Here is a 24,876-nt window from a genome sequence, read left to right as displayed (position 1 = left end):
GGGGATGGGTATTGTTGGTCGTCAGAATATCATATGTGAAGGTAGGGTTTAGAGTGACATAGAGAAGGAAGTTAAATGAAAAATAGGCAGCGGTTTCTTTCACGTCTTAAACCGGGCTCGAGACCACCTTTTCGCTATGAAGCTTCGACTTCATTTCTTCCGTCCAAGGGACACCTTTTCCAGTTTCCTTCGATATTTGCACCATGGTTCCTCTACCAGTAAAGCAAACCTGTTCTTCTTCATTCAGACCCATGTAATGTAAATCCACTGAAGAACGACCAACGCGATCTGCCTTCACATATACCTTCAACGTCTCGTCGAAGAATACTTGCTTCACAAAATCACATTGTAAATCTGCAACGACAGGGATCGTATCATGCTCGGGTTTCACCCAGTCTTGCATAAATCCAATGTGTTTTAAATATTCGATCCTCGCTTCTTCAAAATACGTGAATGGAACAGTGTTATTCATATGTCCAAACATATCAGTCTCAGAAAACCGGACCTTTATATGGATTGAAAATGAAAATTCTTGTTGCCATGTTTCTATATCTTCAATGTATGTAAAATGTTTCAAATTGGCTCCTCCTTTTAGTAAACGAAAATGAAATTGAAAAATGAATGATGATTCATTTTATTATACCCTTTTTCAGAAAAATATGAAACCTATATGTATGAAATGGAGCCGGCAGGAAAAAACCGGCTCATTCCTTCTTATTCTATTCGTTCCATAATCCTCTCTTCCTCTTGCGGGGAAACGGGGGAATGGGTGGTGAGATACTCACTTATCACCTCATACAGATTGAGGTGCAGCTCTGAAATCCTGCCGTTTTCTTTTGCACTTTTCAATACGGTAAAACCATCCCCTCCGCCTGCAAGGAATGCGTTGACGGCCACTCCATACGTCTTGGAACGGTCAAGGGGAGCTCCTTGTATTTTCACTTCCGTTACTCTATTACCAATGGGCTTTGAGGGATCAAAGACAAATGTCATGCCCGATACCTGCAGGAATTGACCTGTTTCCCCTTCCACATTCGCCACACTATGCTCCAATGCAAGAATGATCTCCTCCCCCGTCAGGTTCAATATGACAAGGGTATTCCCAAACGGCAGCACCTCCAACACATCTCCCAGGGTAATGGTTCCCGCATCGATGGAATTCCTGATCCCGCCACCATTCTGAAAGGCGATTTGAGTCGGGCCATAATGATTCGCTTTCTCCAGCATGGCATCTGTAATGAGGTTGCCTAAATTGGTCTCTTTGGTCCGAACGTCCCGACGATTTCCATTTAATGCAGTGTTGGTTGTACCAATATCCATGCTCTTTACCTTTTCGATGGGCCTCCGTAATTGCTCAAATCTCTTAACTGCCCATGGATCAGGTGGATACACATCATTTCCTATTTGATCTTTGGTCAACACATCCAGCAGCTCACCATTCCACCCGGTCAGTACCCCTCCTTCGGAAAATAAAGCCGTTAATTTACCAAGTGACTTCCCATACTCATCACCCTGAACGATCAGGGTCGGTTTCGATTTCAAGTTGTACACAAGCGGGGTTTCCAATCGTGTATGGGAATGGCCGCCGACGATGATATCGATTCCTTTCACCTTTTGAGCCAGCATTTTGTCCTGCCGTAATCCCAGATGCGACAGCAGGATAATATGATTCACTCCCTTTACCTGTAGCTTTTTCATTTCTTCAAGTACTTTCCTTTCGGCATCCTGAAAGACTATCTTCTTATCTGGAGCAGAAAGGAAAGCCGTATCTTCGGTTGTGATTCCGATGATGCCGATCTTGATCCCCTTTACTGTTTGAATGATAGAAGGATAGATCTTCCCACTTTCAGCCTGTTCCGGAATTCCACTTTCCATGAAAGGAGCTAGGATAGGATCAAGCCGGACATCCACATTGCTGCTCACCACGGGAAAGGAAAGTTCCTTAATAAAGTTCGCCAGCACCTCACTTCCCTTATCGAATTCATGATTTCCAAGCGTCATGGCGTCATAGCCAATTTCATTCATGAATGCAGCATCTGCCTGTCCCAGATATTCATTAAAAAACAACGTCCCCGAAAACACATCCCCCGCGTCCAAAAGAAGGGCATCCCCATCCTTTTTCCGCTCTTCTTTAATCGCCGTGTGCAAATACGGAACGTTTTCCAAATGGGAATGAACATCATTCGTATGCAGAATCGTCAAACGGAAAGGCTCCCCATCTTCCATTTCCTTTCCCTTCACTTCATCCAAGACAAAAGTTGAAATATTGGAAAACAAGATTATGAATATCAATCCGATTCGCTTCATACTCATCACTCCATAGGCTCATTTGTAGTCTACTATGCGACAATTGCCTGCATTTTATGAGGCAAAACAAAAAGCACTCCCCCGAAGGAAAGTGCTTTTCATCAGAAAATATTAATCAACCATATGGTCGCTTCCGAAGAAGTTTTTGAACATTTGGAAAGTGGTTTCACGGTTAAGTGCCGCAATCGAAGTCGTCAAAGGAATTCCTTTTGGACAAGATTGAACACAGTTTTGTGAGTTACCGCAGTTGGCAAGTCCACCGTCGCCCATGATGGACTCAAGGCGCTCATCCTGATTCATGGCACCAGTTGGGTGCGCATTGAACAAGCGTACTTGAGATAGCGGAGCAGGCCCGATGAAATCGGACTTACTGTTCACGTTCGGACATGCTTCCAGACATACACCACATGTCATACATTTTGATAATTCATATGCCCACTGACGCTTTTTCTCAGGCATACGCGGTCCAGGACCAAGATCATATGTTCCATCGATCGGGATCCATGCTTTCACTTTCTTCAGACTGTCGAACATGCGGCTGCGGTCTACCTGCAGGTCGCGGACGACAGGGAAAGTGCGCATTGGCTCAAGACGGATCGGCTGTTCTAATTGATCGACCAATGCCGTACAAGATTGTCTCGGCTTTCCATTGATCACCATTGAACAAGCTCCACATACCTCTTCCAGACAGTTCATATCCCAGTTGATCGGAGTGGTGTGCTCCCCTTTTGCATTGACCGGATTACGACGGATTTCCATCAAGGCGGAAATCACGTTCATATTCGGACGATAATCAAGTTCGAACTCTTCTTGGAAAGGAGCAGTTTCCGGGCTTTCTTGACGAGTAATGATAAAACGGACTTTTTTATTTTCACTCATCATTTACTTCCCCCTTTGCTCTTAGAATAGTCACGCTTACGTGGTGCGATCAATGAAGTATCAACTTCCTCGTAATGGAATTCCGGAGTGTTCGTCGCGGCATTGTATTTCGCCATCGTCGTTTTCAGGAATTCTTCGTCATTACGTTCAGGGAAATCAGGTTTGTAATGGGCTCCACGGCTCTCATTACGATTTAATGCACCGATTGTAATAACACGGGCAAGCTGAAGCATGTTCCACAATTGACGGGTGAATGTCGCCCCTTGGTTGCTCCATTTAGCCGTATCATTGATATTGATATTTTGGTAACGTTCCATCAGTTCCTGGATCTTTTCATCCGTTTGTTTCAGCTTATCGTTATGACGTACAACCGTTACGTTATCCGTCATCCATTCCCCAAGCTCTTTATGGATGACATACGCATTTTCAGTGCCATTCAGGGACATGATGTTGTTCCATTTTTCTTCTTCCTGTTTCACATAGCGGTCGAATAGGGAAGATGGAACGGATTCAACTGTTTTCTCAAGTCCTTCAATATACTTAATCGCATTTGGACCTGCCACCATACCGCCATAGATAGCGGATAGCAATGAGTTAGCCCCTAAGCGGTTACCACCGTGCTGAGAATAATCGCATTCCCCTGCTGCGAATAATCCAGGAATATTCGTCATTTGATCATAATCGACCCATAGTCCACCCATCGAATAGTGAACGGCAGGGAAGATTTTCATTGGTACTTTACGCGGGTCATCACCCATGAACTTCTCATAGATTTCGATGATACCGCCAAGCTTGATATCAAGCTCTTTTGAATCCTTATGAGATAGATCCAGGTAAACCATGTTCTCGCCATTGATACCAAGCTTCTGGTTTACGCACACGTCAAAGATTTCACGTGTGGCAATATCACGCGGTACAAGGTTTCCGTATGCAGGGTACTTCTCTTCAAGGAAGTACCACGGTTTACCGTCTTTATACGTCCAGACACGTCCACCTTCACCACGTGCAGATTCACTCATGAGGCGAAGCTTATCATCCCCTGGAATCGCTGTCGGGTGAATCTGGATGAACTCACCATTTGCATAGTACGCACCTTGTTGATACACGATCGAAGCGGCTGAACCTGTATTGATGACAGAGTTTGTAGATTTACCGAAGATGATCCCCGGTCCACCTGAAGCCATAATAACGGCATCCGCTGCAAATGATTTGATTTCCATTGTTTGAAGGTTTTGGGCAACGATCCCTCTTGCAACTCCCTCGTCATCAATGACGACTCCAAGGAATTCCCAGCCTTCGAACTTGCTGACTAATCCAGCCACTTCATGACGGCGAACCTGCTCGTCCAAAGCGTATAATAGCTGCTGACCAGTCGTAGCACCAGCGAAAGCGGTTCTGTGATGCTGGGTCCCACCGAAGCGACGGAAATCCAGTAACCCTTCAGGCGTACGGTTAAACATAACACCCATACGATCGAGTAAGTGAATGATCCCAGGTGCTGCTTCTGTCATTGCTTTAACAGGCGGTTGATTCGCTAAGAAATCCCCACCATAAACCGTATCATCAAAATGTTCCCAAGGAGAATCCCCTTCTCCCTTTGTATTAACGGCTCCGTTAATTCCACCCTGTGCACATACAGAGTGAGAACGCTTAACGGGTACCAGTGAGAATAAATCGACTTGCGTTCCTTTTTCTGCTGCTTTAATTGTGGCCATCAGGCCGGCTAAACCGCCACCGACAACGATGATTTTACCTTTACTCATCGTGACTCACTCCTTTTCCTACCATACTTCGAGAGCACTTGCTTATCTATCAGACTCGTATATTTTTCTGCTTATACGAAGGCAAAGATTGCACGCATACCGACAATCGATAACGCGACAAAAATCCCGATCGTAACATATGTAGCTATTAATTGAGAACGAGGTGTAACCGTTAGTCCCCAGCTTACGCAGAATGACCATAATCCATTAGCAAAGTGGAAAATCGTTGATAATACACCAAGCACATAGAATCCTAACATCAACGGATTGGATAGAATGTTTTCCATCATCTGAAAGTTCACTTCAGCTCCAAACGCCGCAGCGACCCTTGTTTCCCAGATATGCCATGTGACGAAAATGAATGTGATCACTCCAGAAACACGTTGAAGTAAAAACATCCAGTTACGGAAATAACCAAACTTGCTTGCATTATTCTTGGAAGTGAATGCAATGTAAATTCCGTAAATCGCATGGAAGTACAATGGAAGGAAGATGATAAAGATTTCAAGGAAATAACGGAAAGGAAGACTTTCCATAAAATGCGCCGCCTGGTTAAATGATTCTTCCCCACCAGTGGCAAAATGGTTCACGACTAAATGTTGTGTTAAAAATAATCCAACTGGAATAACACCTAGCAATGAATGAAGCCTGCGATAATTAAATTCTCGATTTCCAGCCATGATTTACCCCCCTTAATGATAAAATATGAATTCGTTTTCTAATGCCTTTCTTTACCTATTAGACGACGATACATATTTTATATTGTAACAATAATGTGACATGTTCATTTTACTCCCAAGGAGTGGAAGCGTCAAGAAAACGTATACATAAATTCGACAATACCGCAAAAATATTTTCAGTAGATCCACAACGGAAAACATGAGGTTTTACACAACTAAATGTTCGAAAATTCTAATAAATGTACAATAAATATTATAGCACCAAAATATCCCAAGGTCATTTTTTCAAGGTATGGGATGATAATTACCTCTTTCATGTATATAATAGTTTTATAGAAAGAGGGGATTTACTTGGAACAGAAAAAAGAAGAAGTACATCAGCCGTCCGTTCCAATCTTCGGATATGAAATGTTACGCGACATCTTGATTCCAGACATACTGGGAAAACACACACCCGATATCCTATACTGGGGAGGAAAGCAGCTCTCTAGGAAGTTCCCCCTTCAGTCAACGGAAGAAATATCTTCCTTTTTCAATGAAGCTGGATGGGGCACCCTTACACTTCTGGAACAGAAAAGAAATGAAATGACATTTGAATTGAGCGGACCTGTGATCGAACGGCGTCTGTCACTGAAAACGGATGTGAACTTCAAACTGGAAACGGGCTTTATTGCCGAACAGATTCAGCTTCAAAGAAAATGTGTGGCAGAAGCTGCTGACGAATTATATAAACGGAGCCAATCGGTCAAAGTCATGGTAAGATGGGACGACAAAGACCGGATCGAGTAGTCAAGCTCTCAATAAAGGGTTGCCTGGAATCATCCAGGCAACCCTTTTCCATGTTGATCCTACAGCGTGATTTCTTCCATCTTCACGGCATCGAGATGAAAGGCCGTATGTAAGACGCCTGCCGCCTTCTGCATATTCTCGCCATCCACTACTGTAGACACTTTAATTTCAGAAGTGCTGACCATTTTCACGACGATGTCATTTTGAGCAAGCACTTCAAACATTTCCGCGGCCACACCCGGGTTTGAAATCATCCCCGAACCGACAATGGAGACTTTCGCCAGCCCACTTTCGTGCTCGACGTGTGTGAAATTCAACTGCTCTTTATTTCGTTCAAGAACAGCAAGGGTTTCCTCGAGATCGTGCTCCTTGATGGAGAAAGATAGATTGGTCGTATTCTGATCCGTCTGGGTCTGGATGATGATGTCTACGTTCAAATGATTTTCAGCCAACGTAGTGAACACGGATGATAGTCCTGTTAATGCATTTCCCAGTCCGAATACCGTGACCCTCGTAATTTCATTCTCAAATGCTACTCCTCTTACAATCAAGTTCTGTTCCATGCTTGCTTCCTCCTCAATATACGTTCCTTCCACTCTTTCGATGCTCGATCTGACTTCCAACGGGATTTGATAATTCTTGGCAAATTCCACCGCCCTCGGATGGAGGACCCCTGCCCCGAGGTTTGCAAGTTCGAGCATTTCATCATATGAAATCGACGGTAACTTCCTTGCTCCTTCTATATAGCGGGGATCTGTCGTGTAAACCCCGTCTACGTCCGTATAGATGTCACAGCGCTCCGCCTTCAGGGCTGCCGCGATCGCAACGGCTGTCGTATCCGACCCGCCCCTGCCGAGTGTGGTGATTTCCCCGGTTTCTGTCATGCCCTGGAATCCTGCGACGATGACCACTCTTCCTTCCTGAAGGTGAGCCGCCATTTTATCGGTATGAATATTGGTGATCCTTGCATTACTATGGACGGATTCCGTCTCGATGCCGGCCTGCCAGCCCGTGAATGAAATGGCATCATGCCCCGATTGGATCAGGGCCATGGTCAGGAGTGAAATGGTCACCTGCTCCCCGGTTGAGAGCAGCATATCCATTTCTCTTTTGCTCGGTTGAGACGTGATTTCCCTTGCAAGACCAACGAGTGTATCCGTCGTTTTCCCCATGGCAGATACGACCACCACCACATCATTCCCTCTTTCTTTTTCTTCAATGATCCTTGACGCAACATTTTGAATTCTTTCCACAGACCCTACTGAAGTCCCACCGAATTTTTGAACAATAATACTCACGACTTCTCCCTCTTTCTGAGCGTCTCCGCTCTTGTTGATGATGAAGAGTACAATCACAATTATCCTACACGTCCATAGGACAGGATTGTTGGTGCCAAATCCTGCGCTGATAATAAAAAAAGCAATGAGAATAATATCTCATTGCTTTATGAACATACAGCAGAACATACAAATAGGTTCATCGGCATTGTGAGATAGCTCTCCAAGATTGAATCATCTTGACAATCCTGCATTTCTTAAACGCAGGACCAGCGGATATAGTATGAGACTATAACCACTTCGGCGATTCTCCCCTTTCCAGGCATGTCGGCGGGGCTCATACCCCTCTCTACCTGTACTCTTGAAGTTCGCACCTCTATCACCACTTAAAAAGTGATAATGTTATAAATTTCTGTTTATTATAGCACATAAAAAATTGTGATTCAATGCACAATTTTTAAATAAATCGAATTCATTACAGCCGCTACTTCAATTTCTCCACCAATACCTTCGCCACGGCTTCGGGTATTCCTATCTCTATAAACTCCTCCACAGTCGCTTCTTTCATTTTCTTCATGGATCCAAAGTGTTTAAGAAGTTGTTTCTTTCGTTTTGGTCCGATGCCGTCGATGTCGTCGAGGGTGGATTGGAAGGCGCTTTTGCCTCTCAGCTGACGGTGGAAGGTGATGGCGAACCGGTGGACTTCATCCTGGATGCGCTGGAGGAGATAGAATTCCTGGCTGCGCTTTTCAAGGGGGACGATTTGGAGCGGGTTGCCGTACAGCAGTTCCGATGTCTGATGCTTATCGTCTTTCGCAAGACCCCCGATCGGGATGTCGAGACCCAATTCATTCTCGATCACGTCCCTTGCCGCTTCAATCTGACCTTTTCCTCCGTCTATGATGATAAGGTCCGGTAAAGGAAGTCCGTCTTTTAGCACTCTCGTATACCTTCTCCGGACTACCTCCCTCATGGAATCATAATCATCGGGCCCCTTTACGGTTTTGATCTTGTATTTACGGTATTCTTTCTTTTCCGGTTTCCCGTCTAAGAAGACGATCATGGCCGAAACAGGATCACTACCTTGAATATTGGAGTTATCAAAGGCTTCAATCCGGAAAGGGGTGTAAATCCCCATATGCTCCCCAAGCCTTTCAATGGCTTTGATCGTTCGTTCTTCATCTCTTTCAATAAGGGCGAACTTCTCCCCCAGTGCCTGCTGGGCATTTTTTTCGGCAAGCTTCACAAGCTCTTTCTTTTTCCCCCGTTTAGGCTGGGTCATTTTCACCTCAAGAAGCTTCTCCGCGAGTTCGATATCGATCTCTTCAGGCAAAAAGATCTCCTTCGGCTTAAAGTGGTTGGATTTGGAGTAGAACTGACCCAGGAACGTCAGGAACTCATCCTCGGGTTCATTATAGAGAGGGAATAAAGACACATCCCGCTCAATGAGCTTCCCTTGCCGGACGAAGAATACCTGAACACACATCCAGCCTTTATCAACGGAATATCCGAATACATCACGGTCGGTGAAATCGGTCATTGTCATCTTCTGTTTTTCCATGGTCGCTTCGATATGGAGAATCTGATCGCGGAATTCCTTCGCTCTTTCAAATTCCAGATTTTCCGAGGCTTCATTCATTTTCACCGTGAGCTGTTTCTTGATTTCCTTGTATCCCCCATTGAGGAATCTGGCTATTTCATCTGTCATGTCTCGGTACGTGTCTTTGCTCACTTCTTTAATACAGGGAGCGAGACATTGGCCCATATGATAGTAAAGGCAGGCCCTGTCAGGAAGCGTATTGCACTTCCGTAGAGGATACAGGCGGTCGAGAAGTTTTTTCGTTTCATTTGCCGCTCCGACATTTGGATAAGGACCGAAATACTTTCCCTTTCCCCGCTGGACCTTTCGTGTGGTAATGAGTCTCGGGTGCCGTTCATTCGTTAACTTGATGAACGGATAGCTTTTATCATCCTTTAGCATGACATTGTATTTAGGGTCATACTTTTTGATCAAATTCATTTCGAGGACAAGGGCTTCCAGGTCAGAGGAGGTCATGATGTATTCGAAGTCCTCGATCTCCCCTACCAGCCGCTGGGTTTTTGCATCATGGGAGCCTGTGAAATAGGAACGCACCCGGTTCTTCAATACTTTGGCCTTTCCCACATAGATGATCGTCCCCTGCCTGTCCTTCATTAAATAACAGCCCGGTTGGTCGGGAAGCAGCGCTAATTTATTCGTGATATTCTGATTCATCCTTTTTCCTCCCCCCTCTGTTTCTTCCATTTATATAATGTCAGGTCGTGATAGATCGGGTCGATGAGCTCACTGGAATGGAAATGCTTCTCCACCTTAATGAACTCATCCATCTGAATCCCTTGCTTCTTAAACCCTTCGACCACTTTATCCGTCAGATAAATATCCCGCTCAGGGTAATATCGTGTGTCAGTGGTAAACACTTCATACGTTTGTACTTTCTTATGAATAAAAGGGACATCAAGATACTCGAGTACCCTGGACTCTTCCCAGGTATATACGACGAGAGGCTGTTTTTCACCTTCGCTCTCTAAATAATCGGCCATTTGGTAAACGGCCGGAATGTCCGATGCATGTTTATATAATAACGCACTTGTATGGTAAACCTGAAGCAGGAGGAACGAAAGGACAAGAATGGAACCTGTCCGTGACAGTCGTTGTGAAAGCAGTCTTTCCGCTCCAAGGAACAAGGCGATGCCGATCAAAGGCAAAGCATGACGGGGCTTCATCACATTCTGGGCGAAGAGAGCCCAGAGGAAATAACTGCCCAAAAGCACCAGCATCAAGCGTGTCATATAACAATTCCCGTGTGAATCCTTCCTTGCTGCAGCCATACCGACAACCAATAGAACGAGGAGGGGGAGGAACTCAGCGACACCCCCCACCCATATCGTGTTCACAAAAATCAGCTTCACGACTCTGTCCCAGAGACTGAGATCTGAGGCACCGATCGTTCCCCCCCATTCTTGAAAATGTCCGTTCGTGAAGGAAAGGGCCAGTCGGAGAAAGCTTTCATATCCCCCTTCCGACATGCTGATCCCCGATACCCAGAGGAGCTGGAACAGGACGGCAATGAGCAGGTAAACGAAGGTATCCAGAAGTGTTACCACGCCATCCTTCCACTTTCTGTACAGGAGCATCAGGATCCCGATCCCAAGGACCAGATAAGATAACCTGATTCCAAGAAGCAGGCTGAATAGGAACAGTGGGAGAATGAGGAATCCTTTATGATGTCTCTCATAGGCCAAAACCAAACTCCATACATACCACCACATCATCCCGACTGCTGCTCCCTCGGACATCGGCTGATTCACCATCAGGACCGTAAAGCTGCTCGTATAAACGATGGCTGTTGCTATCCCTGCATATGTCGGACGCACGATTCGGTTCATTAACAGAAAAAGAGGGATGATGGCACTTCCATACAGAAGTATATTAAAAAGAGTCAGGGCTTGGACGGGGTCCCCCACCATCAGATGAAGGACTTTCCCTCCCAGGATGAAATAAGGATAACCGGGAAAGTGGGGCTGCATCTGATACATATCAAAATGCAGGACACCCAGTGCAAAATCAACCATATCCCAAGTAGCCGCATAGCTAGGGATCCAAATCAGCTGAAGAACCAAAACAGCCGCCACAGCAAATGCACCCGCCACGTTCAGCCGACTCATATACTTCCCACTCTTCATTCTCAACGACGTCACCCTCATACTTTGTTAGACTCTCAATCATTAAAAAAGTACCAAACATACATTCCTTTAAAGAGTGTACACCTTTCGAAAAGGGTGTTCAATCTTTAAGGGCAATGAGGTTTGGTACTGATACAATTTATTTAGCTTGTGGGCTCAAATCCTTCACTCCGCCTTTGACCTCTTCCTTTGCTTTCACCGACTCCCGCTTCGGTGCAGTCAGGAAGTAAATCGCTACGAAATAACCGATATACGAAATCACTTCTTCGATGGACGGCATGGAGGAATAACCGAACAACGCTTTAAGGAAGATGCCTACATCACCGGATAACAACGGGGCAGTTCCCGTATCACGGAGGAAATGGGCGTAATCGATCGGATGCTCAGGCAGTAGCCAGGTCAGGTCGTAAAGGTGTGGAATCACACTGCCGATCAATCCTATATCCTGCATCATGGAAATCGCCTGTACAAGAAGTCCTGCAGAGATGAGGATAATGAATGCGCCGGTCACTTTAAAGAAGCTTTTCAATGAAATTCTCATTGTGCCTTTAAAGAAGAAGTAAGCTACGACACAACCGATGACGACTCCCGTAATCGCTCCCCAGCCCTGCATGGCCGCTCCGATATCCCCGCCTGTAATGGCGGCGAAGAAAAATACGGTCTCCACACCTTCGCGAAGAACAACGAGGAACGAGTGGATCACCATTCCGACAATATTACCTGTGGAAATAAAATGCTTCATTTTCCCTTCCATGTTTCCTTTAAGGTCACGGCTGTGTTTCGCCATCCAGAAGACCATCTGGGTAAGAAGGACGGAGGAGACCAGCATGATGCCGATCTTCAGATACATCTCGCTTCCCATGGCGGCAAATCCTGTAAAGACGACCTGAAAGAGCATCGCTACGCCGACACTGGCGATTACCGCTAATCCGGCACCCAGCCAGACAAACTTTGTAAACTTGCCGTGATTCGTTTTCTTCAGATAGGTAGTGATGATCCCGATGATCAGTAACGCTTCCAGTACTTCACGAAAGGTGATCAGTAAAGCTTGTAATTCCACAATAGTTCCCCCTTACTTGCTTAAAGACTATTTCTATGGTGACCTTATTTACGTTTTCTGACGGCATAGACAATCGCTGCAGCCAGAACCCCTACGATAATGATGATGGGTATCCAGTTCTTCAGGTTGGAAACATCCGTCCACTCCTGTTTCCCGCTTGATTCCTCAGTGGCACTTTCAGAAAAGTGTCCGACTTCAAGGCTCTTAATGTCGAATTCTTTTTGCAGCGAATCCACTATGAACGTTTTACTTTCTTTAAACGTGTCCTGATCGGATTCCTTTGTTCCGACTCCGAACAGTCCCGGGTTCCCGAGGGATTCCAGCGCTTGATCGAATTCAGTCCTGATCTTTTGATCCAATTCAGGGTTTTCCCCTTCTACTTTCGGGGATAACGTTTTATATGTAGCAAATCCTTTTGCGAGTAATCGCTTACTCGTATCATATTCCGAGAAGTTTTTATCAATGCTTTCAAGTCTTCTGGCAATATTGAGGACAAGAAGTTCATCCAGATTTTCAATTGCCTCTTGCTTTTCTTTTTTATCAAGGTTCTGAAGGATGATCTTGGAAGGTTCTTCACCCATATGCTGATCGACTTCTTCTTGAACCGTTTCATAAATCTTTTTGGACTCTGAATAATTCGGAGGGTCTTCATCAAGCTTGATCATGATTTCTTTATACGCTTCTGCTATTTTCTCCTCACTCGGATCACCGTATGAATAGGCGGATGCCTGTGAAGACAGCAGGATATTACCTAATAAAAACAATAGTACCGTGGTTATGAACGATTTTTTCATGTATGATTCCCTCCTGTTTTCAATGATAATGATTATCATTCGTATTGTCAATATAAAATAAGTACTCAAGCATAGAAGCCGGAGTACTTATTTTTTGTTAAAGATATGGTTTTATGTTGTCATTTTGCAAAATGATTCGTTCCTTCATCTGAAGGGATGTAATGGGCCTGCTCTTCCACATATACTTTCTCCACCGGTTTCTTCATCTCCTGGATAATGGCGGGAAGAACAGATGACATATAGGACTTGAACTTGATGAAGGACCGGCCCGTCGTCCTCACATAATACAATATCGGGATTTCCTTCACCCGAAAGCCTTTACGGACAAGATTCAAGGTCAGCACTTGAGCGTAGTTGTAGTCATGTATGATTTCGGCATGTTCCATTGCCTGTCTCGAGAACGCCCTCATACCGGACTGTCCGTCGTAGATCCACTTTCTTAGGAGGACGCATTGAAGGAGGGTGAAACAATAGTTCCCCAATCGGCGGTGAAGCTTCATGCCATTGATGGTGCCCAAGAATCTCGACCCCATGGTATAATCCGCTTCCCCTTTGAAAATCGGCTCCAATAGCTCCGGTATTTGTTCTGGCGGGTACTCTCCATCCGCATCAATCATGACCCCGATATGAGCATGGAGGTCAAAGGATGCCCGCAGTCCTTCTCGTACCGCAGCACCCAGTCCACGATTTTTCTCAAATGTAATGATATGATCGGCACCTGCCCTTTCAGCCACTTCAACCGTTCGATCTGTTGAACCATCATTGATGACCAATACTTCCACATCTACGGATGGGTGGAAGGAACGGGGCACCCGCTTAATGACCTCCCCGATCGACTCTTCTTCATTATGGGCCGGCATAAATACGATGACTTTCTGCTTATTCATGTTGCTTCCAACGCTCCTTTAACGCCTCGTTGAGGACAGGTCCCCTGCTGTGACTTGGAAATGGCGCCCCTAATAAATGGGCGATGGTTGGGGCCATGGAAACGAGACTGTGTTTCTCCTGGACTTTCTCTCCCTGCTTGACCCCAGGGCCGACCATAAAGAATGGAACGTATCTTTCCCCTTCATCGAGATGACCATGACCGCCGATTCCATCTGCCTGTCCATGATCCGCACATATCATAAGGGTCGTGTTCTCCATCTTTCCTTCTGCTTCCAGCCACTCGACGTATTCTTGTATCAGATGATCTGCCTCTTCAATCTTTTCAATGTATTCATCATATAAGACTCCCCTGCTGTGCCCGATTTGATCAGTACCGATCAATTGGACAATGAATAAATCAGGGTCCTGTTCTTCCATGATGACTTTCGCTTTATTGATAATATTTCGATCTGCTTTGTCTTTATGCATCACGGCCGTCACGGTTTCGACATCTTTACCGAAGGAATCCACCAGGTGGGCAATCCCCAGCATCTTCCCTTTTTTCCCTACTTTCCGCAGGGAATCAAAGATGCTTTCCACCTTGATCCCGAGCTTCCAGACCATATTGGATTTCATGCCGTGTTCCTTCGGATACGTGCCTGTGAACATGGACGAAAAGCAGACAACCGTTCTTGCAGGATAGACGGTTTCCATATTCAAATACTCGGTCCCCTGTTCCATCAAAGAATCAAGATATGGCGTATTTGCTTCATAGAAGCGTTCTTTTCTCATCCCGTCGATCACGATGACCACCACTTTATCATTCGTCATCTCCTCATCCATCGCTTCACCCGTTGTAAAGGAGTCATACTGCTTCGGCTTCCAGTCAAAAAGGAAATGGTGCAGAATGAACGCTAAAGCAAATACAGCACCGCAAAATACGAAATAATGAGTGGCTGGAAGCAGCTCTCCGGTGGCAAGATTCGTCATCATTCCATCCCATACCGCTAACAGCAGCAGGAATTTCGGCAGCTGCTCCTGGGCATTACCGCTCGTTGAGTCACTGTTCTTCAACACCAGTTTCCAAAACCGGGTGAAATTCAGCCAATCCGTACCGATTCGGAGATGGTAATAAAATGTTCCCCAGAAAAAGACGGTGAAAAAGAAATAAAGACCAATCCCGAAGCCCCAGAGAGCTAAATTGGGTGATTCAAAGAATAACAGATAACCGATGACCGGGATCCACAAATAGTTTCTCAGGAACAACGGAAAATCATAATAGAAATACAAAATAAATAGTGGTAGGGTAAACAGCAAGCTTATGAGGAACGGAAACCATTCCCCTTGTATCAACCCCTGTAAATGAAAGAGTGTCATGGTCCCTATGACGAAAATAGGGGTGAATGGTTTCCCTTCATTCAGCAGGTTCCAGCATCTGGCCGCCGTTTTTTCAAATTTTGATGCGCTCTTCAATTTCATTCATCCTTTCATCCTGCTCCACCGTTTCACATTTTTAATGGAAACGGGGCACACAGCGATTACGATTCCTCCTGCTATAAAGGAGAATATAAACTTCAACCCATGACTCACGATCGCCATGGAAAGACCAATGCCAAGTGGGATACCGGCAGAAAACAATGTATAGCTCATGACCGATTCATACGTACCAATTCCTCCAGGGGCAAATTGAAATAACTGGCCGATGATCGTCACACTGTTGACCCAAACCGCTTCCCCCATGGATAGGGGCTCGAGCATGATCATCGAAACACCGTAAAGAATGGCCCCTTCCAATATCCAGCTTAAGAATACGAGGGCGATGACGATGAGCCCCCTGCCGCCTGATAAGGAAGTTCTCAGCAGTCTGAGCTGCCCTGAGAGAAAGTCGTAAGCGACGTACCTGAGTAGGAGTAACCCTATCAATACGGCACATCCGACCAATCCAATCGAGTATAAACCTGGCAGCTTTAGTGGCAGCGGAATAAATAGCAGGCCGATTCCTGTCAGGATCATGAGAAATAAAATGTCCATCACTCTCAAGACGAATACAGAATGAAACGAGCGTGCAACACTGATTTGCTTTTCACACTGATTCATCACCATGACCCGCAGCCCGTCTCCTGCCTTCAATGGAAACAGATGATTAAACAACAAACTGTAAAACAAACCGATTAAACAGCTTGATAATCTCACATGTTCATTCAGATAGATTTTCCACGCCATCCCTTTTAGTAAAAAGGATAAAAAATAGATTCCTAACACACTGAATAAGATAAAAGGATGCTTTAGCATCTGCCCGATGGCTTCCTTCATAATCTCTTTGTCAAAATAGAAGCTCACCAAAATGAAGAACAGACTTAATAATCCGAATCTAACAGCATTCTTTGCGAACTTATAGACCGTTTTGTTCATGTTTCTTCATCCATTGAACCGTTCTTTTTATTCCTTCTTCAAAGGAGACGGAAGGAGAATAGCCGAAAGTCTCTTTTGCCTTCCTACTATCTGCATAGGTAGATGTCACATCCCCTGCTCTTCTATCCGTAACGTGGAGCTTGAGGGAAGGGAAATGTGTTCTCAGTTCACTTATCAGTCCCTCCATTGAAATCGGCGAACCATTCCCGAGATTAAACGTTCCCGACTCTTCACTTCTGATCGCCTTATATGTACCATCCACGATATCATCTATGTACGTATAATCCCTCTTATTCTCAAGTCCATAAATCGGGATTTCCCCACCATTCATAAGCTTTTTGATGAATGAATAGATTGCCATGTCGGGTCTGCCCCATGGCCCATAGACTGTAAAGAAACGAAGGATCGTCAAGTCCATTCCATAAATGGACGCATAGGCTTTACAAAACGATTCGGCACTGTACTTGGCAGCGGCATATGGAGACACTACCTCACCCGTCGCGTCATCTTCTTTCGATGGCTTGTGATCGGTATTTCCATAAACGGATGACGAAGAAGCAAAGACAAATTTCTTTATTCCGCTTTCCCCCGCCATCCGGAGCGTGTTAATCGTCGCTTTGATGTCATAATCAACATATTCATTCGGCACACGCAAGGAATGGGAAACGCCTGGAATCGCCGCCAAGTGGACGACGCAATCAGCTTGAAAATCATGGAATACTTCTTGTAATTCCCGTTCATCTACTAGTAAATCCTTTTGGACGAAGCGGAATGAACCCATTTCCCTCACAAAGGACAACTGTCTCTTTTTTCTTTCAGGTGAATAATAGGGGTGAAAGCTGTCTACGATCAACAGCTCGTGATTCTCTTCAATGAGCTTCCTGGATAGATGGGATCCAATGAACCCGGCCCCTCCTGTAACAATAATCTTCAATTCCTTACACCTCGTACATTACGATTTAATCATTTCTATATTGTACCTCACCTGAGTGAGAAAGTGAAAAAGGGTTGACCCCCATGTGCAAAAAAGCACCATCCCCCAAGCAGCACTTGAAGGATGGACTTTACGCACGGGTCAACCCAATAAACTATAGATTCGCTTTCGCCACCACATCATTCAATACGTTTTGAATGTTCGTTCTGAGCGTTTCTGCTTTCTCTTTATCCTGTGACTTAACAGCTTCTAAGTAGCTTTGAGCATCGCTTGATAGAGATTGATATTCTTCTTCACCGATAAGACTCTTTAGATCTGATGAGATAAGATCAATGAACAGTGCACCTTCCAAGGCTGTGATTGCCGCCTTATCTTCGCCCCAGTTCTCTCCACTTTCCTCATATTCATGTATGGCGATTTTAGAGAAACCGCGGACAAATGCATGATTCACCGCTTCAGGATCGATGGATGTCACATCCGTTTGCAGATCAAATTGTGTGTTGATCATTTCTGCTTCTTCCGGAGCATTCCCTGATAGATAACTATCAAGAGATTGATAGAATGCCCAACCTTCTGCCTGCTCGGCTTTTGCAGCTTCGGCATTTTCCTTCGCTTCTTCAGACGCCTTCATGGCATAACCGTTCGGAAGGGCACCTGCAGCAAGATAGAATGTCTTCATGAGCGTCTTATCCACGACTTGTTTCCCCAATTGGAAGCCGAGCTCATTATCCTCTTCAACCGCCTTCTCCATTTCACTGAATCCACCATTAATCGCATCTATCATTTTCGTGTCATACGCCTGGTCTCGCTTTTGAACAGTTGGCTCTAAAATGGCATAGAACTCTTTTGCTTCTTCTATTTCTTCATTGACTTCTTCTTTATTTCCCCAGTTTTCTGCTACTTCCGTAAATTCATGCTTCATCGAAGTATAGAAAACTTTTTGCATTAATTTATCAAAAATCTGTGCTACCACCACTTGATCGAGGGAACCATCCTTACCTGCTTCAAGAGCTGTGGAAATATGTTCATCCACTTTACCCTCTGTTTCCTGGTCACGTTTTTGCACAAGTTCCTGTAAGTCATCCTTATAAATGGACGTCACTTTATCATAATCGACTTCTTTGTCTTCTTTGGCTTTTGAAAGTTCAGCTTTCGCTTCTTCAAATGAGGCAGAGAAATCAATGTCCGCTTGTTCAGCTTCATCTTCTTTTTCAACCTGTTTTGAATCATTTGAAGCAGATGTTTTGTCTTCACTGCTCTTCTCATCTGTTCCACAACCCGCTAAAACAGAACCTGTTAATAAGAATGCTGCAAAAATCTTCGTTAAATCTCTCTTTCTCATATGTATAGACCTCCGACTGTTTAAATGATAATGATTTTCAATTCCATTTAAATTATATCGAGAATGATTCTCATAGTCAACGAGTTTTTGAAAATTTGTGGCGGGGAACACTAGACACAACAAAAAACCGGAGCTGAAGTTCAGCCCCGGTTTCTCATCAACATTTCTTATACGTGTTTGTTTAATAATTCAGCAAGTGCTTCCTTAGGTTGGAAACCGATTACTTTGTCTACCACTTCGCCGTCTTTAAGGACAACTAAAGTCGGGATACTCATCACTCCGTATTTACCTGCTGTTTCCTGGTTTTCATCAACGTCGACTTTGACGATTTTCACTTTGTCGCCCATTTCGCTATCAAGTTCTTCAAGAACTGGTGCGATCATTTTACAAGGTCCACACCAAGGAGCCCAGAAATCTGCAAGTACCAGTCCAGAGTTTGTATCAGTTGTGAATGATTGATCAGTAGCATGTGTAATAGCCATATATATGCGCCTCCTAAAATCTTTTAATGTAACGTAAGTATATCACCGTTTTTTTTTGGATGCTATCTTTCTGCTCGTAGGTAATATTCCCGTTTGAATAGGGAATATACCACGGTAGAAAAAATAAGGCGCAGCCCATGATTCAGCTACGTCCTTATTTGTATTCATAGTATTCTCATACCCCTTATTCGTTCCTGTAAACGGTTTAAGAAGAAGATACTTTTAATTTCTTGAATTCTTCCGTAAGCATCGGCACCACTTCGAACAGGTCTCCAACGATTCCGTAGTCCGCTACGTTAAAGATATTCGCTTCAGGATCTTTATTGATCGCAACGATGACCTTGGAGTTGGACATACCCGCTAAATGCTGGATAGCTCCTGAAATACCACATGCAATATACAGATCAGGCGTTACGACTTTACCTGTTTGACCAATTTGCAATGAGTAGTCGCAGTAGTCAGCGTCACACGCTCCACGGGAAGCTCCCACGGCTCCACCAAGCACGTCGGCAAGTTCCTTAAGAGGATTGAATCCATCTTCACTCTTCACTCCGCGTCCGCCGGCGATGATGACTTTCGCTTCAGAAAGATCCACCCCTTCGCTCGCTTTCCGAACGACTTCTTTAATGATGGTACGCAGATCTTTAATATCGACAGAAAGGGATGTAACCTCACCACTACGTGACTCATCCTTCGCCAAAGGCTCGATGTTGTTTGGACGGATCGTCGCAAAGATCACACCGTCAGTTACGATTTTCTTTTCAAATGCTTTCCCTGAATAGATCGGTCTTGTGAAGACGAGGTTACCGCCTGCTTCCTCAAGATCTGTCGCATCGGAAATCAATCCTGTGCTGAGCTTGCTTGCCACTTTAGGGGACAGATCCTTTCCAAGTGCCGTATGACCGAAGATGATCCCTTCAGGCTTCTCTTCTTTGATGACTGACAGGATGGCCTGTGAATAGCCATCTGACGTATACTGTTCCAGTTTATCATCTTCCACAACCACTACTTTATCGGCACCGTACTGGATCATTTCATTACCTAAAGCGCTTACACTCTTGCCGATCAAAACTCCGACAACTTCTCCGCCTTCAGATACCGTCTTACCTGCCGCAATCGCTTCAAAGGAAACATTACGTAATGATCCGTCCCGAACTTCTCCAAGTACTAATACTTTTCTCGCCATGTTAAAATACCCCCTGAATGTTAGTTATTCCTGTGACTCTCGCTTATATAACTTTCGCTTCATTGCGAAGAAGGGAAACAAGCTCTGATACTTGAGCGTCCAATTCGCCTTCTAATACTTTACCGGCTTCCTTCTTCGGTGGAAGGTAGATTTCAATTGTCTTGGTCTTCGCTTCTACATCATCTTCGTCTAAATCGATATCGTCCAATTCCACTTCATACAAAGGCTTCTTCTTTGCCTTCATGATTCCTGGAAGGGATGGATAACGAGGTTCGTTCAATCCTTGTTGAGCAGTCACTAATAATGGAAGAGACGTTTCGATGACTTCTGAATCCCCTTCTACGTCACGCGTGACCGTTACGGTTTCACCATCGATTTCCAGTTTCGTGATCGTCGTTACGTAAGGAATATCAAGCTGTTCTGCCACACGCGGACCGACTTGTCCAGATCCACCGTCAATGGCTACGTTACCTGCAAGGATCAAATCTACTTCCTGCTCTTTTAAATAGTGAGCAAGGATCTTGGCCGTTGTGAATTGATCTCCATGATCAAGATCATCCTCTGTATTGATCAGGACTGCTTTATCAGCACCCATTGCCAGAGCTGTTCTCAATTGCTTTTCACTTTCTTCCCCACCGACCGTTACGACTGTCACTTCGCCGCCATGTGCATCACGGACTTGAATGGCTTCTTCGACTGCATATTCATCGTAAGGATTTATGATAAATTCAGCTCCGTCTTCGGCAATTTGACCGTTTTGGATCGAAATTTTCTCCTCAGTATCAAACGTTCTTTTCAAAAGTACATAGATGTTCATTCGTAAGTCCCTCCTAATAATGTAAACATTCTTTCCCTTAAAAAGATTTCGACAATTTAACCCCTTTGAATGGGCAGCATTGACATGCAACACTGCCCCTCAATAAGAGTTTACTATATTACTAGAATGTATTCTAGCCTTTAAAGTGTGGTTCTCTCTTTTCAACGAAGGCTGAAATACCCTCTTTGGCATCCGCGGACACAAATACTTCACCAAACAGATCCGATTCTCTCATCACACCTTCATAGAACCGGTCATCTTTTGTATAACTAAGTAGTTCGATGGCAGCCTTCATGGCTCCCGGGCTCTTCTTCGCAATCTTATCGGCCATTTCCTTCGCCTTATCGAAAAGCTCGTCCTCCGGATATGCCTTATTGGCAAGCCCCCACTGAACCGCTTCTGTTCCGCTGATCGGGTCACTCGTCAACAGCATTTCTGCCGCTTTCGCCCGTCCAACCAGTTTTGGAAGGCGCTGTGATCCTGCAAATCCTGGAACCAGCCCGAGTTGAAGCTCCGGTAAGCCGAGTTTGGCATTTTCACTCACCAATCGGATATGACAGCCCATGGCGAGTTCCAGTCCGCCACCTAATGCGGCACCATGAATGGCTGCAATGATCGGTTTCGGGAAGTTCTCCATCCGTTCAAAGACGTCCTGGCCTTTTTTCGCAAGCTTGGAGAATTCTTCACCACTTTCGATCGTCGTGAATTCCTTGATATCGGCACCAGCCGAGAAGAAGCGTCCCTCACCTTTCAGTAAGATCACCCGGACATCCGAATTGGTTTCAAGTTCATCAAGAACCGCGTCGATTTCCTTGATGAGTCCACTTGCTAGTGCATTTGCGGGAGGTCTTTGAATCAGGACGGTTGCGACCTGTCCCTCTAAGACCCATGATAAACTTTCCATCTCTAATCCCCCTAAACTAGTTTAGTTCCTGCCTCTGCATCCATGAAGCAATAGCTTATGAATAGCAGGGACTTGTTCGACTAAGTCGTATTTCTGATCGTTCATCACCCATGTTGTCGCCATTTCATCCAGAGTACCAAAGATCATTTGGCGGGCGAGTCGAACATTCAGATCACTTGAGAACTCGCCAGATTCGATCCCGCTGATCAGGATCTTATCGACTAATTCCAGATAGCCCTTTAACACATCATTGATTTTCAATCGGATATCTTTATTCGATTGCCTAATCTCCAATTGTGTGACGATGGCGAGATGATGATCATCCGACAGTATCCTACAATGATTTTCAATCATCACTAATAATTTCTCTGAAACTGTCTGTTTTCCTGCAATAACTTCTTCAATTTTTTCGACAAAGAGAACCATTTTTTCTTTAAACAACGAAATCAGGATATCTTCTTTGTTTTTAAAATAAAGATAGATGGTTCCGTCAGCCACCCCTGCCTGCTTTGCAATCTTTGACACCTGTGCCTGATGGTACCCATTTTCTGCTATTACAATAACAGCAGCATCGATAATTTGCATGTATTTTGGTTTATTTCGTTTCATAAGTTTTGACCTGCCTTAACAAAATATGAATGACCATTCATTCATATTTCAATAATAAAAGGTTTCTCAATGATTGTCAAGAAGGGATCCTTGTCCCACATCCAATCAAAAAGAAAAAGCTCAAGTGGGTGACAGCCTAACTTGTTTTCTGCTCATCCTCTATCTTTTGCCGTTCCTCATCCACGAGGGCCCTTCTCAGAATTTTCCCGACAGCTGTTTTAGGCAGTTCCTTCCTGAATTCATAAATCCTCGGCACTTTATAGGCAGCCAGGTATTTACGGGAATATTCATTCAGTTCCTCTTCCGTCAGGGACTCTCCTTCCTTCAGGACAACGTATGCCTTGACGGTTTCCCCTCTATACGGATCGGGAACCCCTGCTGCGACAACTTCCTGAATCGCTGGATGTTCGTAGAGGACTTCTTCGATTTCCCGGGGATAGATATTAAAGCCGCCGGCAATGATCATATCCTTCTTACGATCCACTACGTAAAAATAGCCCTTTTCATCCATATAGCCTATATCTCCCGTCAACAGCCATCCGTCCTTTAACGTTTGTTCCGTTTCCTCAGGCCGGTTCCAGTATCCTTTCATGACCTGTGGGCCCTTGACGACGATTTCACCCATCTCATTCGGCGGCAGGGGTTCTCCCGTTTCCATTGAGAACACGGCACTGTCCGTACCCGGCCATGGAACACCGATGCTCCCCTTTATCCTCGCTTTATCCCAAAGGAAATTGGAATGAGTGACGGGGGATGATTCGGTCAATCCGTATCCTTCGACGAGCTTCCCACCCGTGACTTCCTCGAATTGCTGCTGCACCTCAACCGGTAATGGTGCACTTCCACTGAGACATGAATCGATGGATGATAAGTCATATTTCTTTAAATCCGGGTGATTCAAGAGTCCGATATAGATCGTCGGTGCTCCTGGGAACAGGGTAGGCTTTAGTTTCTGGATCGTCTTCAATGTTGTTTCTGCATCAAACTTAGGAAGCAGGATCATCTTATATCCCTGCATGACAGAGAGAATCAGTACGGCAGTCATGCCATACACATGAAAGAATGGCAGGATCCCGAGCATTCTTTCTTCCCCTTTTGTACACTTATACAGCCAGGCATCGCACATGGAGGCATTGGCCACCAGATTCTTATGGGTCAGCATGACGCCTTTTGGGAAACCTGTCGTACCTCCTGTGTATTGAAGCAGGGCCAGATCATTTTCAAAATCGAATTCTTCCTGGGATACCGCTTCAGCCACAGCCGTTTTCATGATTTCCGTGAATAAATGATTCTGACCTCTATGATCCACTTTCACGACGATACCATATTGTTTCTTCTGGATGAATGGGTAAATGAGATTCTTAGGGAATGGAAGGTAGTCTTTGATAGCGGTTACAATGATGTGCTCAAGGTCGGTGTTTTTCATCACTTTTGATACTCTTGGATACAGAATGTCCAATGTCAGGATCACCTTGGCTCCGGAGTCTTTCATTTGATATTCGATTTCCCTTTCCATATATAATGGATTGGTTTGTACCACCACTCCGCCTGCATAAAGGATGCCGTAATAGGCGATGACGGATTGGGGGGTATTGGGAAGCATGATCGCCACCCGATCGCCTTTTTTGATCCCAAGTGTCTTAAGGTAGCCGGCGAATTTGAGAGCCGATTCGTATAGTTCCTTGTATCCTATCTCTTTGCCCATGAAATGAATCGCTGCTTTATCTCCATACAGAGAAGCGGCTTCGGTCAAATAGGACTGCAAAGGTTTTTCAACTAGGTTGAGCTCCTTTGGTATTTCCGCCGGGTATTCAGCAAGCCATGGTTGGTTCATTGTAATCCCTCCTTCTGAATAGTTAGAAAATTTATTCTATTCATTATTATAATATAAGGGGACTTCAGTTACAATTTGAAAAAATCGCTGACCATACTTTCTTCCTATCCATGAAGCTTGACCTTTCTTACAGAACTTTTTTCAAAAGAAAACAGACTGCCTATTCCACCATATGACAGTCTGTTTGTACAATATTATTATTTTGGGATTGTGTTTT

The 24,876-nt window shown here is 44.7% G+C and carries 22 protein-coding genes and 1 riboswitch; of the genes, 1 reads left to right on the top strand and 21 read right to left on the bottom strand.

Annotated features, from left to right (window positions below; translation table 11 throughout):
- Positions 1-106: 106 nt before the first annotated feature.
- From N5C46_RS21610 to N5C46_RS21590, 5 genes are all read right to left on the bottom strand, one after another.
- Complete coding sequence (locus tag N5C46_RS21610; protein WP_261750193.1) at positions 107-577, bottom strand: acyl-CoA thioesterase; 471 nt, start codon at positions 575-577, stop codon at positions 107-109.
- Between the two features lie 137 nt (positions 578-714).
- Positions 715-2,307 (bottom strand): bifunctional metallophosphatase/5'-nucleotidase, encoded by a 1,593-nt coding sequence (locus tag N5C46_RS21605; protein WP_261750192.1) that lies wholly within the window; start codon positions 2,305-2,307, stop codon positions 715-717.
- A 111-nt stretch (positions 2,308-2,418) separates the two neighbouring features.
- On the bottom strand, positions 2,419-3,186 hold the full coding sequence (gene sdhB / locus N5C46_RS21600) for a succinate dehydrogenase iron-sulfur subunit (protein WP_060671328.1): 768 nt from the start codon (positions 3,184-3,186) through the stop codon (positions 2,419-2,421).
- Positions 3,186-4,949 (bottom strand): succinate dehydrogenase flavoprotein subunit, encoded by a 1,764-nt coding sequence (sdhA, locus tag N5C46_RS21595; protein ID WP_261750191.1) that lies wholly within the window; start codon positions 4,947-4,949, stop codon positions 3,186-3,188. Before sdhA ends, sdhB begins: the two co-directional genes overlap by 1 nt.
- Before the next feature lie 71 nt (positions 4,950-5,020).
- Positions 5,021-5,629: a succinate dehydrogenase cytochrome b558 subunit gene (locus N5C46_RS21590; protein WP_034757098.1), complete on the bottom strand. Its 609-nt coding sequence runs from the start codon at positions 5,627-5,629 to the stop codon at positions 5,021-5,023.
- A gap of 351 nt (positions 5,630-5,980) precedes the next feature.
- On the opposite strand from N5C46_RS21590, the gene N5C46_RS21585 reads away from it, so the two are divergent.
- Positions 5,981-6,418: a YslB family protein gene (locus tag N5C46_RS21585; RefSeq protein WP_336275512.1), complete on the top strand. Its 438-nt coding sequence runs from the start codon at positions 5,981-5,983 to the stop codon at positions 6,416-6,418.
- A 59-nt stretch (positions 6,419-6,477) separates the two neighbouring features.
- On the opposite strand, the gene N5C46_RS21580 is transcribed toward N5C46_RS21585, so the two are convergent.
- The 16 genes from N5C46_RS21580 to N5C46_RS21505 all read right to left on the bottom strand — a co-directional run bounded on the left by N5C46_RS21580 (position 6,478) and on the right by N5C46_RS21505 (position 24,659).
- Positions 6,478-7,716, bottom strand: coding sequence for an aspartate kinase (locus tag N5C46_RS21580; RefSeq protein WP_261750190.1), 1,239 nt, complete (start codon positions 7,714-7,716; stop codon positions 6,478-6,480).
- A gap of 187 nt (positions 7,717-7,903) precedes the next feature.
- Positions 7,904-8,082, bottom strand: a riboswitch (Lysine riboswitch).
- 97 nt (positions 8,083-8,179) lie between these two features.
- The gene (gene uvrC, locus N5C46_RS21575) at positions 8,180-9,949 is read right to left on the bottom strand and encodes an excinuclease ABC subunit UvrC (RefSeq protein WP_229593964.1); all 1,770 of its coding nucleotides are present in this window, start codon (positions 9,947-9,949) and stop codon (positions 8,180-8,182) included.
- Positions 9,946-11,424: a hypothetical protein gene (locus tag N5C46_RS21570; RefSeq protein WP_261750189.1), complete on the bottom strand. Its 1,479-nt coding sequence runs from the start codon at positions 11,422-11,424 to the stop codon at positions 9,946-9,948. Before N5C46_RS21570 ends, uvrC begins: the two co-directional genes overlap by 4 nt.
- 133 nt (positions 11,425-11,557) lie before the next feature.
- The gene (locus N5C46_RS21565) at positions 11,558-12,478 is read right to left on the bottom strand and encodes an FTR1 family iron permease (protein WP_061810926.1); all 921 of its coding nucleotides are present in this window, start codon (positions 12,476-12,478) and stop codon (positions 11,558-11,560) included.
- 44 nt (positions 12,479-12,522) lie between these two features.
- Positions 12,523-13,272: a hypothetical protein gene (locus N5C46_RS21560; RefSeq protein ID WP_261750188.1), complete on the bottom strand. Its 750-nt coding sequence runs from the start codon at positions 13,270-13,272 to the stop codon at positions 12,523-12,525.
- A 119-nt stretch (positions 13,273-13,391) separates the two neighbouring features.
- Positions 13,392-14,159, bottom strand: a complete 768-nt coding sequence (locus N5C46_RS21555; protein ID WP_261750187.1) for a glycosyltransferase family 2 protein — start codon at positions 14,157-14,159, stop codon at positions 13,392-13,394.
- Entirely contained in the window at positions 14,152-15,612 is a 1,461-nt protein-coding gene (locus tag N5C46_RS21550; RefSeq protein ID WP_261752400.1) for an alkaline phosphatase family protein, read from the bottom strand. The genes N5C46_RS21555 and N5C46_RS21550 overlap by 8 nt, the downstream gene beginning before the upstream one ends.
- A gap of 6 nt (positions 15,613-15,618) precedes the next feature.
- The gene (locus N5C46_RS21545; RefSeq protein WP_261750186.1) at positions 15,619-16,551 is read right to left on the bottom strand and encodes a lysylphosphatidylglycerol synthase transmembrane domain-containing protein; all 933 of its coding nucleotides are present in this window, start codon (positions 16,549-16,551) and stop codon (positions 15,619-15,621) included.
- Entirely contained in the window at positions 16,532-17,485 is a 954-nt protein-coding gene (locus N5C46_RS21540; protein ID WP_261750185.1) for an NAD-dependent epimerase/dehydratase family protein, read from the bottom strand. Before N5C46_RS21540 ends, N5C46_RS21545 begins: the two co-directional genes overlap by 20 nt.
- Before the next feature lie 154 nt (positions 17,486-17,639).
- Entirely contained in the window at positions 17,640-18,827 is a 1,188-nt protein-coding gene (locus N5C46_RS21535; RefSeq protein WP_261750184.1) for a hypothetical protein, read from the bottom strand.
- 167 nt (positions 18,828-18,994) lie between these two features.
- Positions 18,995-19,309, bottom strand: a complete 315-nt coding sequence (gene trxA, locus N5C46_RS21530; protein ID WP_034757073.1) for a thioredoxin — start codon at positions 19,307-19,309, stop codon at positions 18,995-18,997.
- Positions 19,310-19,514: 205 nt separating this feature from the next.
- Positions 19,515-20,495: an electron transfer flavoprotein subunit alpha/FixB family protein gene (locus N5C46_RS21525; protein ID WP_261750183.1), complete on the bottom strand. Its 981-nt coding sequence runs from the start codon at positions 20,493-20,495 to the stop codon at positions 19,515-19,517.
- Between the two features lie 43 nt (positions 20,496-20,538).
- Entirely contained in the window at positions 20,539-21,312 is a 774-nt protein-coding gene (locus N5C46_RS21520; RefSeq protein ID WP_261750182.1) for an electron transfer flavoprotein subunit beta/FixA family protein, read from the bottom strand.
- A gap of 133 nt (positions 21,313-21,445) precedes the next feature.
- Positions 21,446-22,216, bottom strand: a complete 771-nt coding sequence (locus tag N5C46_RS21515) for an enoyl-CoA hydratase (RefSeq protein ID WP_034757064.1) — start codon at positions 22,214-22,216, stop codon at positions 21,446-21,448.
- Positions 22,217-22,237: 21 nt separating this feature from the next.
- Positions 22,238-22,825, bottom strand: a complete 588-nt coding sequence (locus N5C46_RS21510; RefSeq protein ID WP_261750181.1) for a fatty acid metabolism transcriptional regulator FadR — start codon at positions 22,823-22,825, stop codon at positions 22,238-22,240.
- Between the two features lie 136 nt (positions 22,826-22,961).
- Positions 22,962-24,659 carry an AMP-binding protein gene (locus N5C46_RS21505; protein ID WP_406686661.1) on the bottom strand — a complete coding sequence of 566 codons (1,698 nt, stop codon included), beginning with the start codon at positions 24,657-24,659 and terminating at the stop codon, positions 22,962-22,964.
- Between the last annotated feature and the right edge of the window lie 217 nt (positions 24,660-24,876).

Source organism: Rossellomorea vietnamensis, from assembly GCF_025398035.1.
GTDB classification, from domain to species: domain Bacteria; phylum Bacillota; class Bacilli; order Bacillales; family Bacillaceae_B; genus Rossellomorea; species Rossellomorea vietnamensis_B.
Note: the sequence above shows the minus strand (reverse complement) of the source record. Positions and strands in the feature narration are given on the sequence as shown.

What these genes read in the sequence shown, in the direction of transcription:
- N5C46_RS21605 (WP_261750192.1), bottom strand. Translation starts at nt 2,307, where the DNA reads ATGAAGCGAATCGGATTGATATTCATAATCTTGTTTTCCAATATTTCA.
- sdhB (WP_060671328.1), bottom strand. Translation starts at nt 3,186, where the DNA reads ATGAGTGAAAATAAAAAAGTCCGTTTTATCATTACTCGTCAAGAAAGC.
- sdhA (WP_261750191.1), bottom strand. Translation starts at nt 4,949, where the DNA reads ATGAGTAAAGGTAAAATCATCGTTGTCGGTGGCGGTTTAGCCGGCCTG.
- N5C46_RS21590 (WP_034757098.1), bottom strand. Translation starts at nt 5,629, where the DNA reads ATGGCTGGAAATCGAGAATTTAATTATCGCAGGCTTCATTCATTGCTA.
- uvrC (WP_229593964.1), bottom strand. Translation starts at nt 9,949, where the DNA reads ATGAATCAGAATATCACGAATAAATTAGCGCTGCTTCCCGACCAACCG.
- N5C46_RS21560 (WP_261750188.1), bottom strand. Translation starts at nt 13,272, where the DNA reads ATGAAAAAATCGTTCATAACCACGGTACTATTGTTTTTATTAGGTAAT.
- N5C46_RS21555 (WP_261750187.1), bottom strand. Translation starts at nt 14,159, where the DNA reads ATGAATAAGCAGAAAGTCATCGTATTTATGCCGGCCCATAATGAAGAA.
- N5C46_RS21545 (WP_261750186.1), bottom strand. Translation starts at nt 16,551, where the DNA reads ATGAACAAAACGGTCTATAAGTTCGCAAAGAATGCTGTTAGATTCGGA.
- N5C46_RS21535 (WP_261750184.1), bottom strand. Translation starts at nt 18,827, where the DNA reads ATGAGAAAGAGAGATTTAACGAAGATTTTTGCAGCATTCTTATTAACA.
- trxA (WP_034757073.1), bottom strand. Translation starts at nt 19,309, where the DNA reads ATGGCTATTACACATGCTACTGATCAATCATTCACAACTGATACAAAC.
- N5C46_RS21525 (WP_261750183.1), bottom strand. Translation starts at nt 20,495, where the DNA reads ATGGCGAGAAAAGTATTAGTACTTGGAGAAGTTCGGGACGGATCATTA.
- N5C46_RS21520 (WP_261750182.1), bottom strand. Translation starts at nt 21,312, where the DNA reads ATGAACATCTATGTACTTTTGAAAAGAACGTTTGATACTGAGGAGAAA.
- N5C46_RS21515 (WP_034757064.1), bottom strand. Translation starts at nt 22,216, where the DNA reads ATGGAAAGTTTATCATGGGTCTTAGAGGGACAGGTCGCAACCGTCCTG.
- N5C46_RS21510 (WP_261750181.1), bottom strand. Translation starts at nt 22,825, where the DNA reads ATGAAACGAAATAAACCAAAATACATGCAAATTATCGATGCTGCTGTT.
- N5C46_RS21505 (WP_406686661.1), bottom strand. Translation starts at nt 24,659, where the DNA reads ATGAACCAACCATGGCTTGCTGAATACCCGGCGGAAATACCAAAGGAG.